Annotated in this window: 11 protein-coding genes; 8 read left to right on the top strand and 3 right to left on the bottom strand. The window is 50.2% G+C overall.

The window, feature by feature from the left end; genetic code table 11:
* Positions 1-75: 75 nt before the first annotated feature.
* The gene (locus tag ACJHXB_RS07035) at positions 76-453 is read right to left on the bottom strand and encodes a DUF454 family protein (protein WP_001188905.1); all 378 of its coding nucleotides are present in this window, start codon (positions 451-453) and stop codon (positions 76-78) included.
* A gap of 69 nt (positions 454-522) precedes the next feature.
* Here ACJHXB_RS07035 and priC point away from each other — a divergent pair, with 69 nt between their 5' ends.
* Positions 523-1,050, top strand: a complete 528-nt coding sequence (gene priC, locus ACJHXB_RS07040) for a primosomal replication protein N'' (RefSeq protein WP_000844861.1) — start codon at positions 523-525, stop codon at positions 1,048-1,050.
* Positions 1,051-1,063: 13 nt separating this feature from the next.
* The gene (rsmS, locus tag ACJHXB_RS07045) at positions 1,064-1,225 is read left to right on the top strand and encodes a pleiotropic regulatory protein RsmS (RefSeq protein ID WP_000051157.1); all 162 of its coding nucleotides are present in this window, start codon (positions 1,064-1,066) and stop codon (positions 1,223-1,225) included.
* 211 nt (positions 1,226-1,436) lie between these two features.
* Here the strand turns inward: rsmS and mscK are convergent, their stop codons facing one another.
* Positions 1,437-4,799, bottom strand: a complete 3,363-nt coding sequence (gene mscK, locus ACJHXB_RS07050) for a mechanosensitive channel MscK (protein ID WP_000177742.1) — start codon at positions 4,797-4,799, stop codon at positions 1,437-1,439.
* A gap of 127 nt (positions 4,800-4,926) precedes the next feature.
* On the bottom strand, positions 4,927-5,574 hold the full coding sequence (acrR, locus tag ACJHXB_RS07055; protein WP_000101737.1) for a multidrug efflux transporter transcriptional repressor AcrR: 648 nt from the start codon (positions 5,572-5,574) through the stop codon (positions 4,927-4,929).
* A 141-nt stretch (positions 5,575-5,715) separates the two neighbouring features.
* Here acrR and acrA point away from each other — a divergent pair, with 141 nt between their 5' ends.
* The 6 genes from acrA (at position 5,716) to ACJHXB_RS07085 (ending at position 12,554) form a co-directional block, all read left to right on the top strand.
* A complete protein-coding gene (acrA, locus tag ACJHXB_RS07060; RefSeq protein WP_001295833.1) occupies positions 5,716-6,909 on the top strand; it encodes a multidrug efflux RND transporter periplasmic adaptor subunit AcrA in 1,194 nt (397 codons plus the stop codon).
* 22 nt (positions 6,910-6,931) lie between these two features.
* Positions 6,932-10,081 (top strand): efflux RND transporter permease AcrB, encoded by a 3,150-nt coding sequence (gene acrB / locus ACJHXB_RS07065; RefSeq protein WP_001132480.1) that lies wholly within the window; start codon positions 6,932-6,934, stop codon positions 10,079-10,081.
* 545 nt (positions 10,082-10,626) lie between these two features.
* Entirely contained in the window at positions 10,627-11,001 is a 375-nt protein-coding gene (gene tomB / locus ACJHXB_RS07070; RefSeq protein ID WP_000344800.1) for an Hha toxicity modulator TomB, read from the top strand.
* A gap of 25 nt (positions 11,002-11,026) precedes the next feature.
* Positions 11,027-11,245, top strand: coding sequence for an HHA domain-containing protein (locus tag ACJHXB_RS07075; RefSeq protein ID WP_001291435.1), 219 nt, complete (start codon positions 11,027-11,029; stop codon positions 11,243-11,245).
* Positions 11,246-11,416: 171 nt separating this feature from the next.
* Positions 11,417-11,968: a maltose O-acetyltransferase gene (maa, locus tag ACJHXB_RS07080; RefSeq protein ID WP_000102564.1), complete on the top strand. Its 552-nt coding sequence runs from the start codon at positions 11,417-11,419 to the stop codon at positions 11,966-11,968.
* A gap of 115 nt (positions 11,969-12,083) precedes the next feature.
* Positions 12,084-12,554: a YlaC family protein gene (locus ACJHXB_RS07085; protein WP_000136192.1), complete on the top strand. Its 471-nt coding sequence runs from the start codon at positions 12,084-12,086 to the stop codon at positions 12,552-12,554.
* Positions 12,555-12,661 lie beyond the last annotated feature (107 nt).

Consider the following 12,661-nt stretch of genomic DNA (forward strand, 5'->3'; position numbering starts at 1 on the left):
ACCGCCTGCGCCTGTGCTCGAAAACGCCAGAATGTACTGGCTGTACGCAATAATTGCAACTGCGATTGTTGTGCTTCAGTGCTTTTCTTGCTTTTCATCAATCACCGGAATTCGCCACATATAAAAAAGCAAACAGGCGAGAATTACCAGCAACATGATGCGCACCCATGGCATCTGGACGAACCACAGAGAAATGGCAAACGTGAGCAAAATAAGCAAAATCGCCCGCGGTTTGACGCCGCGCGGCATCGCATGATGTTTCTGCCAGAAACGTAGATAGCTGCCAAACCATGAGCGGTACAGCAACCAGGCGTGAAAGCGCGGGGAAGAACGGGCAAAGCACCAGGCCGCCAGCAGGATAAACGGCGTCGTCGGTAATACCGGTAATACCACGCCCAGCGTACCCAGCACTACCGCCAGCCAGCCAATGATGATTAAAATGATTCGTTGCATATTGAGTGTTGTCAGCTTACAGAGTTGCTACTTTAGCATAACAATTATCATTTTCATTGAGGTCTTATCGTGAAAACCGCCCTGCTGCTGGAAAAACTGGAAGGACAGCTCGCTACGCTGCGTCAGCGTTGTGCCCCGGTAGCGCAATTTGCCACGCTAAGTGCCCGTTTTGACAGGCACCTTTTTCAGACTCGTGCGACAACACTGCAGGCTTGTCTCGATGAGGCGGGCGATAACATGGCTGCGCTTCGTCATGCGGTTGAGCAGCAACAGCTGCCGCAAGTGGCCTGGCTGGCAGAACATCTGGCGGCACAACTGGAAGCCATCGCGCGTGAAGCCTCCGCCTGGTCATTGCGCGAGTGGGATAGCGCACCACCGAAAATTGCCCGCTGGCAGCGTAAACGTATTCAGCATCAGGATTTTGAGCGGCGGCTACGTGAGATGGTTGCCGAACGCAGAGCCCGCCTGGCGCGGGTGACCGATCTCGTGGAACAGCAAACGCTGCATCGTGAAGTGGAAGCCTATGAAGCGCGCCTGGCACGCTGCCGCCATGCGCTGGAAAAAATCGAAAACAGGCTAGCGCGCTTAACCCGCTAGCAATGGAGAGAGTATGTCACTGGAAAATGCCCCTGACGATGTCAAACTGGCTGTCGATTTGATTGTGCTGCTGGAAGAAAATCAGATCCCAACCCGCACCGTGCTGCGCGCGCTGGATATTGTAAAACGCGATTATGAAAAGAAATTAACGCGCGATGATGAGGCGGAAAAGTGAGAAATAAATGGGGCCGCTAAATGTCCCCTAAGATTGTGGGCAAACGCAAAACTGCCTGATGCGCTACGCTTATCAGGCCTACACCGCTCCTGCAATATATTGAATTCTTGCGGTTCCGTAGGCCGGATAAGGCGGTCACGCCGCATCCGGCATGAACAACGCGCACTTTGTCAGTAATCTCGGGGCAACTAAATGTCGCCCCCTTTGGTTATTACCCAACCGCTGGTGTCGGATCGTCGCCTTTGTAGTCGCGTTTTACTTCCGTCACCTCATCGCCCTTCTCGTTGTGCAGATGCACTTCAAGCTGGTTAAAGGCAATGTTGATGTCGTTTTCACGGCACAGCTGATCGATAGTACGGTTCAGCTCATCGACAGTACGGCTACGGTCACGCAGTTCACGCACATACAGACGCAGCTCATGATCCAACGTGCTGGCACCAAACGCCGTAAAGAAGACTTCCGGCATTGGTTCGTGCATCACCCTTGGGTGCTCAGTCGCCGCCTTCAGTAACACTTTACGCACTTTTTCCAGATCGGAGCCATAGGCCACGCCGAGACGGATCACCAGACGCGTAGTAGTGTCAGTCAACGACCAGTTGATCAGACGCTCGGTAACAAACGCTTTATTCGGGATGATCACTTCTTTGCGATCGAAATCGGTAATCGTTGTCGCACGAATACGGATCTTACTTACTGTCCCCGAGAAGCTACCAATGGTTACCGTATCGCCAATACGCACCGGACGTTCGAACAGAATGATCAAACCGGAGACGAAGTTACCAAAAATTTCTTGTAAACCAAAACCAAGACCTACGGATAATGCTGCGGCCAGCCACTGGAGTTTATCCCACGAGACGCCCAGCGATCCGAACACCGTCATCGCACCAACGGCAATAATGATGTAGTTAAGGATGGTAGTAATGGCATACGACGCGCCCTGGCGCATATTCAGTCGCGAGAGCACCAGCACTTCCAGCAAACCAGGCAGGTTGCGAATCAACGCCCAGGCCACCATTGAGGCGATAATCGCAAACAACAGACTGCCCATGGTGACGTTTTTCACCACCGCAGCACCAGCTTCAGTACCGTTGTAATGCCAGAGCGTGATGCTGTCCAGATAGCTGAACACGGTGATCAAATCGGACCAAATTGCCCAGAACATGACACCGAACAGCGCAAACATCAGCAACATGGTAATACGCAGCGTCTGCTGGTTAACCTGCTCCAGTGCAATGGTGGGTTCTTCCGGCGGTTCGGCACCTTCTGCGCCCTCTTTCACCAGATTCTGCCGACGCGCCAGCGCACGACGCCAGGCGATACGCCGCGCCGCTACGCTTAAGCCGCGCAATACCGTCTGGTACAGCAGGTTCCAGATGATCACCAAATAAACGGTTTCAATCCAACGCCCGGAGAGGCGCAGCGTGGTGTAGAAATAACCCGTGGCGGTCAGCACCATCAACGCAATCGGGATAATCGACAGTACGGTAATGGTGACCAGTCGCATGGTGTGCGACTCTTTATCACGCCAGCTTTCGCGGCACATCGGCCATACCAGGAAGGCAATCAGCAGCAGGTTGAAGAAAATCATCGCCTGCCCCAGCACATCATCCATCAGATGCAGCGGGGAAAGTTCTGCCACCACAGACCAGAAATGGATAGGCAGCAATGCGAGACTGATGCGGACAATTTGCCGACGCCAGTGGCTGGTCTGCTGTTCCGGCATACCAAAGTGACGCACGGCAACGCCGTTTTTCTCCAGTACCTTCCAGCACAGGCCAAACACCAGCCAGAAAATCGCCAGTTTTTTACTGAACGACCATAGCAGTTCGCTGATGTTGAGCTGCATGGTCAACAGAATCAGGCCAACCGCGAGAATAATCAGGCACACCGGCAGCGCACGGATCAGGTCGATAAGGATCGCTTTTGGTGTGTTGAGCTGGCTGTCGTTACGCAGGGAACCCACAGCGGAAGCCAGTTTTTGTTGATACGCTTTCAGCCAGCCCAGACGCCAGTGGATCAGCCCGGCAATCAACAGCAGCGGCAAACCGGCGAGGAAAGCGATAAAAACGGCAGGCCAGGCTTTTTCCCAGTTCACCGTGATTTTCATCGACTTAAATTCATCTTTCAGGCTTTGTGGGAACGCTTTGATCCAGTCCCAGTCCATTGGACGGTTACTGTTCACCCAAAAGATTTGCTGAGTCAGGATGGATTTCAGGTTTTTCGACACACTCATCAACTGCTGCTGGTTGATTTGCAGGTTAATGGCCATCATCAGCTGGTTACCCAACTGTTTGTTAAGCTGATCCAGCAATTCGCGACGCATATCAACCACTTGCAATAACGCATCGTGAACTTCGCTGTTGACTTCGTTGGCGTGACCTTCTTCCAGTTTGTTGACGAACGCATCGCTCTGGAAGAGTGCATCACGCTGCTGGTTGACTTCAAACTGTTCGAGACGCAAATCCGCGATGCGGTTGGTCATGTTTTCCAGTTCATCCGCCGAGGGCAGCGTTTGTTGTTGCTGGTAAAGGATACGAGACAACAGCAGGCTGCCCTTCAGGACGGCAATCTGCTCTTTAATATTGCGTTCCGATTGCAGCGCCCGCTCCAGCCAGTTTTTGACTTTAATGTTTTGCTGCATCAACTGATTACCGTTTTCAGTCGCGGTAATCAGACGCTGACTTAACTGCTGGTTAATTTCCAGTTCCTGCTTCACCAGCGGATTAGCCTGAATACGCGCGGCTTCATCCGGGGAGACGGCTTCCTGCGCCGTTTTTTCGGTTAAAGTCAGGCGCTTGCTGTTTACTGCTTCTTGCAACAGCTGCAACTGATGCTCCAGACGGGCGCTGTTCGCCGTCACGTAATCCCGTTGCTTTTGCAAGGTATCCTGTAAGACTGTGTTCCCTTCCAGGCTTTTACGCTGCTGGTCAATCTCGGCATTCAGCAAAGCCTGCTGAGCCTGCATTAACACTTTCTGGCTGGGACGTAAGGCAGTCTCGCCGACATCAGTCCCATCCAGACGACTGCGAATTTGTTGCAGCTGCTGCGAAGCGTTATACATCGCATTTTGCACGCGTTCGGGCTGCGTCTGTAACGAAACCAGCTGGCTGTTATAAGACGCCAGATCGTTTTGTGCGTTTTGCAAATCGTCCAGCGCCTGGGCAACGCGAGTTTCCAGCTGGCGCAACGAAAGCGTGCTCAGAATTTTGCGCGTTTCTTCGTCGTTATCGACATCGCTAAGTGCTGTTAACGCCGCGGTCGCCTGGCGCATTTTTTCCGGCGCTTCAGCGACTTTTTGCCGTAGCTGAACTGTCTCTTCTTTTACGCGATCGATTTTATCGAGGGTGGCTAATGTATCTGTCAGATCCTGCTGCACCAGTTTGTCCTGAGCAGAAAGATCTTTTTGTTTATTTAGTGAGTCAAGTTGCGCCTGCAGGTCCGCTTTTGTCGGCAGATCACCATTCGATGACGCCCGCGCAAACGCCGTGTTCTGGCATAACAAGACAAAAACAAAAGCAATAAATGCTGAAAAAACAAAATGCCGTGATCGTTTGTAATACTGGAACATAGTCATGATGAATGAAGGTTTCTGAACCTGAAGAACGACCTGAAAAAGTCAAACCGCAAGAATATCACGACGCAGTGAACCAGAATAGCAACGACGAAAATGTCCAGGAAAAATCCTGGAGTCAGATTCAGGGTTATTCGTTAGTGGCAGGATTACGAAGCGTGGGGCACAGGAGATACATCTCCAGTAAGATGGCAACGTAATCGCGGGCTTCTTTTTTAAGATCAAAAGATTGCGGGGCAAAGAGCCAGTTTTCCATCAGGCCGGAAATATAGCCGCGCATAATAATTGCTGCGCGACGCGTCATTAAATCCGCAGGCAACATTTTCGCTTCAATACAATGTTTTAACGTTTGTTCTATACGGTCATAACTTTCCAGACAGAGATTACGTTGTGCCTGTTGCACAACAGCCATTTCTCCGACAAATTCGCATTTGTGGAATATAATCTCCATCAATAATCGACGCCGTTCTTCTGTCACCGTGGATTCAAGAACATGAATTAATATCTCTCTTAATACTGAGAGTGGATCGCCAGGGAATTTTGCCTGATACTCAAGCTCTAGTTCACCAATATTGGATTCTGACAGTTCCCAGATCTCACTGAACAAATCCGACTTGTCTTTAAAATGCCAGTAGATTGCACCGCGCGTAACGCCAGCTGCTTTTGCAATCTCGCCCAGCGAGGTGGATGATACCCCCTGCTGTGAGAAAAGACGTAGAGCCACATCGAGGATGTGTTGGCGCGTTTCTTGCGCTTCTTGTTTGGTTTTTCGTGCCATATGTTCGTGAATTTACAGGCGTTAGATTTACATACATTTGTGAATGTATGTACCATAGCACGACGATAATATAAACGCAGCAATGGGTTTATTAACTTTTGACCATTGACCAATTTGAAATCGGACACTCGAGGTTTACATATGAACAAAAACAGAGGGTTTACGCCTCTGGCGGTCGTTCTGATGCTCTCAGGCAGCTTAGCCCTAACAGGATGTGACGACAAACAGGCCCAACAAGGTGGCCAGCAGATGCCCGCCGTTGGCGTAGTAACAGTCAAAACTGAACCTCTGCAGATCACAACCGAGCTTCCGGGTCGCACCAGTGCCTACCGGATCGCAGAAGTTCGTCCTCAAGTTAGCGGGATTATCCTGAAGCGTAATTTCAAAGAAGGTAGCGACATCGAAGCAGGTGTCTCTCTCTATCAGATTGATCCTGCGACCTATCAGGCGGCATACGACAGCGCGAAAGGCGATCTGGCGAAAGCCCAGGCTGCAGCCAATATCGCGCAATTGACGGTGAATCGTTATCAGAAATTGCTCGGTACTCAGTACATCAGTAAGCAAGAGTACGATCAGGCTCTGGCTGATGCGCAACAGGCGAATGCTGCGGTAACTGCGGCGAAAGCTGCCGTTGAAACTGCGCGGATCAATCTGGCTTACACCAAAGTTACCTCTCCGATTAGCGGTCGCATTGGTAAGTCGAACGTGACGGAAGGCGCATTGGTACAGAACGGTCAGGCGACTGCGCTGGCAACCGTGCAGCAACTTGATCCGATCTACGTTGATGTGACCCAGTCCAGCAACGACTTCCTGCGCCTGAAACAGGAACTGGCAAATGGCACGCTGAAACAAGAGAACGGCAAAGCCAAAGTGTCGCTGATCACCAGTGACGGCATTAAGTTCCCGCAGGACGGTACGCTGGAATTCTCTGACGTTACCGTTGATCAGACCACTGGGTCTATCACCCTACGCGCTATCTTCCCGAACCCGGATCACACTCTGCTGCCGGGTATGTTCGTACGTGCACGTCTGGAAGAAGGGCTTAATCCAAACGCTATTTTAGTCCCGCAACAGGGCGTAACCCGTACGCCGCGTGGCGATGCCACCGTACTGGTGGTTGGCGCGGATGACAAAGTGGAAACCCGTCCGATCGTTGCAAGCCAGGCTATCGGCGATAAGTGGCTGGTGACAGAAGGTCTGAAAGCAGGCGATCGCGTAGTAATAAGTGGGCTGCAGAAAGTGCGTCCTGGTGTCCAGGTAAAAGCACAAGAAGTTACCGCTGATAATAACCAGCAAGCCGCAAGCGGTGCTCAGCCTGAACAGTCCAAGTCTTAACTTAAACAGGAGCCGTTAAGACATGCCTAATTTCTTTATCGATCGCCCGATTTTTGCGTGGGTGATCGCCATTATCATCATGTTGGCAGGGGGGCTGGCGATCCTCAAACTGCCGGTGGCGCAATATCCTACGATTGCACCGCCGGCAGTAACGATCTCCGCCTCCTACCCCGGCGCTGATGCGAAAACAGTGCAGGACACGGTGACACAGGTTATCGAACAGAATATGAACGGTATCGATAACCTGATGTACATGTCCTCTAACAGTGACTCCACGGGTACCGTGCAGATCACCCTGACCTTTGAGTCTGGTACTGATGCGGATATCGCGCAGGTTCAGGTGCAGAACAAACTGCAGCTGGCGATGCCGTTGCTGCCGCAAGAAGTTCAGCAGCAAGGGGTGAGCGTTGAGAAATCATCCAGCAGCTTCCTGATGGTTGTCGGCGTTATCAACACCGATGGCACCATGACGCAGGAGGATATCTCCGACTACGTGGCGGCGAATATGAAAGATGCCATCAGCCGTACGTCGGGCGTGGGTGACGTTCAGTTGTTCGGTTCACAGTACGCGATGCGTATCTGGATGAACCCGAATGAACTGAACAAATTCCAACTAACACCGGTTGATGTCATTACCGCCATCAAAGCGCAGAACGCCCAGGTTGCGGCGGGTCAGCTCGGTGGTACGCCGCCGGTGAAAGGCCAACAGCTTAACGCCTCTATTATTGCTCAGACGCGTCTGACCTCTACTGAAGAGTTTGGCAAAATCCTGCTGAAAGTGAATCAGGATGGTTCCCGCGTGCTGCTGCGTGATGTGGCGAAAATTGAGCTGGGTGGTGAGAACTACGACATCATCGCAGAGTTTAACGGCCAACCGGCTTCCGGTCTGGGGATCAAGCTGGCGACCGGTGCAAACGCGCTGGATACCGCTGCGGCAATCCGTGCTGAACTGGCGAAGATGGAACCGTTCTTCCCGTCAGGTCTGAAAATTGTTTACCCGTACGACACCACGCCGTTCGTGAAAATCTCTATTCACGAAGTGGTTAAAACGCTGGTCGAAGCGATCATCCTCGTGTTCCTGGTTATGTATCTGTTCTTGCAGAACTTCCGCGCGACGTTGATTCCGACCATTGCCGTACCGGTGGTATTGCTGGGGACCTTTGCCGTCCTTGCCGCCTTTGGCTTCTCGATAAACACGCTAACAATGTTCGGGATGGTGCTCGCCATTGGCCTGTTGGTGGATGACGCCATCGTTGTGGTAGAAAACGTTGAGCGTGTGATGGCGGAAGAAGGTTTGCCGCCAAAAGAAGCCACCCGTAAGTCGATGGGGCAGATTCAGGGCGCTCTGGTCGGTATCGCGATGGTACTGTCGGCGGTATTCGTACCGATGGCCTTCTTTGGCGGTTCTACTGGTGCTATCTATCGTCAGTTCTCTATTACCATTGTTTCAGCAATGGCGCTGTCGGTACTGGTGGCGTTGATTCTGACTCCGGCTCTTTGTGCCACCATGCTGAAACCGATTGCCAAAGGCGATCACGGAGAAGGTAAAAAAGGCTTCTTCGGCTGGTTTAACCGCATGTTCGAGAAGAGCACGCACCACTACACCGACAGCGTAGGCGGTATTCTGCGCAGTACAGGGCGTTACCTGGTGCTGTATCTGATCATCGTGGTCGGCATGGCCTATCTGTTCGTGCGTCTGCCAAGCTCCTTCTTGCCAGATGAAGACCAGGGCGTATTTATGACCATGGTTCAGCTGCCAGCAGGTGCAACGCAGGAACGTACGCAGAAAGTGCTCAATGAGGTAACGAATTACTATCTGACCAAAGAAAAGAACAACGTTGAGTCGGTGTTCGCTGTTAACGGCTTCGGCTTTGCGGGACGTGGTCAGAATACCGGTATTGCGTTCGTTTCCTTGAAGGACTGGGCCGATCGTCCGGGTGAAGAAAACAAAGTTGAAGCGATTACCATGCGTGCAACACGCGCTTTCTCGCAAATCAAAGATGCGATGGTTTTCGCCTTTAACCTGCCCGCAATCGTGGAACTGGGTACTGCAACCGGCTTTGACTTTGAGCTGATTGACCAGGCTGGCCTTGGTCACGAAAAACTGACTCAGGCGCGTAACCAGCTGCTTGCAGAAGCAGCGAAGCACCCTGATATGTTGACCAGCGTACGTCCAAACGGTCTGGAAGATACCCCGCAGTTTAAGATTGATATCGACCAGGAAAAAGCGCAGGCGCTGGGTGTTTCTATCAACGACATTAACACCACTCTGGGCGCTGCATGGGGCGGTAGCTATGTGAACGACTTTATCGACCGCGGTCGTGTGAAGAAAGTTTACGTCATGTCAGAAGCGAAATACCGTATGCTGCCGGATGATATCGGCGACTGGTATGTTCGTGCTGCTGATGGTCAGATGGTGCCGTTCTCGGCGTTCTCCTCTTCTCGTTGGGAGTACGGTTCGCCGCGTCTGGAACGTTACAACGGCCTGCCATCCATGGAAATCTTAGGCCAGGCGGCACCGGGTAAAAGTACCGGTGAAGCAATGGAGCTGATGGAACAACTGGCGAGCAAACTGCCTACCGGTGTTGGCTATGACTGGACGGGGATGTCCTATCAGGAACGTCTCTCCGGCAACCAGGCACCTTCACTGTACGCGATTTCGTTGATTGTCGTGTTCCTGTGTTTGGCGGCGCTGTATGAAAGCTGGTCGATTCCGTTCTCCGTTATGCTGGTCGTTCCGCTGGGGGTTATCGGTGCGTTGCTGGCTGCCACCTTCCGTGGCCTGACCAATGACGTTTACTTCCAGGTAGGCCTGCTCACAACCATTGGGTTGTCGGCGAAGAACGCGATACTTATCGTCGAATTCGCCAAAGACTTGATGGATAAAGAAGGTAAAGGTCTGATTGAAGCGACGCTTGATGCGGTGCGGATGCGTTTACGTCCGATCCTGATGACCTCGCTGGCGTTTATCCTCGGCGTTATGCCGCTGGTTATCAGTACTGGTGCTGGTTCCGGCGCGCAGAACGCAGTAGGTACCGGTGTAATGGGCGGGATGGTGACCGCAACGGTACTGGCAATCTTCTTCGTTCCGGTATTCTTTGTGGTGGTTCGCCGCCGCTTTAGCCGCAAGAATGAAGATATCGAGCACAGCCATACTGTCGATCATCATTGATACAACGTGTAATCACAAAGGCCGCGCAAGCGGCCTTTTTTATGCATAACCGACGAACATTAAGAAGTCATTGAACCACCAACTCAGGATCTCATACGAAAACCAGTATTAAACACGTTTAAAATTCATAAAAAATACTGATTGTTAGTTAATTTATATTAAGTAGCGCTAATAGATTTAATAATCCATAATCATTTAGAGGCTATTCTTAATTATTTGCGGTAATTCTTTATTCATTCCTCGGTTATTACGTCATATTCAGAGCAATCCTGGTATTAGTGTTACCAATTTCATCTGGCGATAATCCTGAAATGTTATGAACAGTTCGAGCAAACTGCTTTTACCTGCTGCGGGTTAGTGCTAGTATGAAAAAGTAAGTCCTGTCCCGCTTCCTTCCTAATTGTAATTTTTCGTAATAATGCGATGAAAACCTGCAAAGAGTGGCTTATAGTTAAGCTAACAAACGAGAGGGCAAGTCCAGGTCAGTAAGTTTTTTCCATCCCGAAAGGTGTCCGTTAGTTCAACCACTAAGAAGGGGACGCGTTATGGATGAATACTCACCCAAAAGACATGATATCGCACAGCTTAAGTTTCTCTGTGAAACCCTGTATCATGACTGTCTTGCAAACCTTGAAGAAAGCAATCATGGCTGGGTTAACGACCCAACCTCGGCGATCAACCTCCAGTTGAATGAACTGATTGAGCATATTGCGACCTTCGCACTTAATTACAAAATTAAGTATAATGAAGACAATAAGCTCATTGAGCAGATCGACGAATATCTGGATGACACCTTTATGTTGTTCAGCAGTTATGGTATTAATATGCAGGATCTTCAGAAATGGCGGAAGTCAGGTAATCGACTATTCCGTTGTTTTGTCAATGCGACGAAAGAGAATCCTGCGAGTTTATCTTGTTAGAATTATTACAACCATGGGTAGAAGTATGTCCGAAAAACCTTTAACGAAAACCGATTATTTAATGCGTTTACGTCGTTGCCAGACAATTGACACGCTGGAGCGTGTTATCGAGAAAAATAAATACGAATTATCAGATAATGAACTGGCGGTATTTTACTCAGCCGCAGATCACCGCCTCGCCGAATTGACCATGAATAAACTGTACGACAAGATCCCTTCCTCAGTATGGAAATTTATTCGCTAATAAATAATTCGCTTTCGGAGCTATAACCGGCTGTTTATTAAGAATTTTATACTTTTTCGCCATGAAGACATACCCTATGTGATCTTTATCACACAGATGTAATGGGAACGTTCTCTTCACTGACTTTTCGTCTTACTGTGTTGCCGCATTTTCAGCAACCGGAGGTCAGTAATGAGCACAGAAAAAGAAAAGATGATTGCTGGTGAGTTGTATCGCTCGGCAGATGAGACGTTATCTCGCGATCGCCTGCGCGCTCGTCAGCTTATTCACCGATACAATCATTCCCTGGCGGAAGAGCACACATTACGCCAGCAAATTCTCGCTGATTTATTCGGTCAGGTGACAGAGGCTTATATTGAGCCAACGTTTCGCTGTGATTATGGCTATAACATTTTTCTCGGCAATAATTTTTTCGCCAACTTCGATTGCGTGATGCTTGATGTCTGCCCTATTCGCATCGGTGATAACTGTATGTTGGCACCAGGCGTTCATATCTACACGGCAACACATCCCATCGACCCTGTAGCACGTAATAGCGGTGCTGAACTGGGGAAACCCGTCACCATCGGTAATAACGTCTGGATTGGCGGACGCGCGGTCATTAACCCTGGTGTGACCATTGGTGATAACGTCGTGGTAGCCTCAGGTGCAGTTGTCACAAAAGATGTCCCGGACAACGTTGTCGTGGGCGGTAATCCAGCCAGAATAATTAAAAAATTGTAATCGGTTTTTCGCAACTGTTATGCAAAATTGTGGTAAATCTGTTACTTTCCCTCTACTATTCCCACGTTAAAATAGGGTGTTCCCTGGAAAGTTGCAGATACCACGAAGGCAAACGATGACCGAAATACAACGCCTGCTGACCGAAACGATTGAGTCTCTGAATACCCGCGAAAAACGCGACAACAAACCCCGCTTTAGTATCAGTTTTATCCGTAAACATCCGGGGCTGTTTATCGGTATGTACGTTGCTTTTTTTGCCACCCTGGCGGTGATGTTGCAGTCCGAAACGCTTTCAGGCTCTGTCTGGCTACTGGTGGTATTATTTATCCTGCTTAATGGTTTCTTCTTTTTCGATGTCTACCCACGCTACCGCTATGAAGATATCGACGTGCTGGATTTCCGCGTTTGCTATAACGGCGAATGGTACAACACGCGCTTTGTACCTGCCGCGCTGGTTGAAGCCATCTTGAACTCTCCGCGTGTCGCGGATGTTCATAAGGAACAACTGCAAAAAATGATCGTCCGTAAAGGTGAACTGTCTTTTTACGATATTTTTACCCTCGCTCGCGCCGAATCAACATCTTAAATTAGGGTTACATACCAGGCGTAAAGCTCTGCGCCTGGTCAAATGACAACGATCGTTTCCACCCATCACTTCATGAAATCCCGGCTCTACCTCCTTATCTCCTGCCA

Origin of the sequence: Escherichia sp. WS3227_2, from assembly GCF_046486495.1 — a bacterium.
GTDB classification, from domain to species: domain Bacteria; phylum Pseudomonadota; class Gammaproteobacteria; order Enterobacterales; family Enterobacteriaceae; genus Escherichia; species Escherichia coli.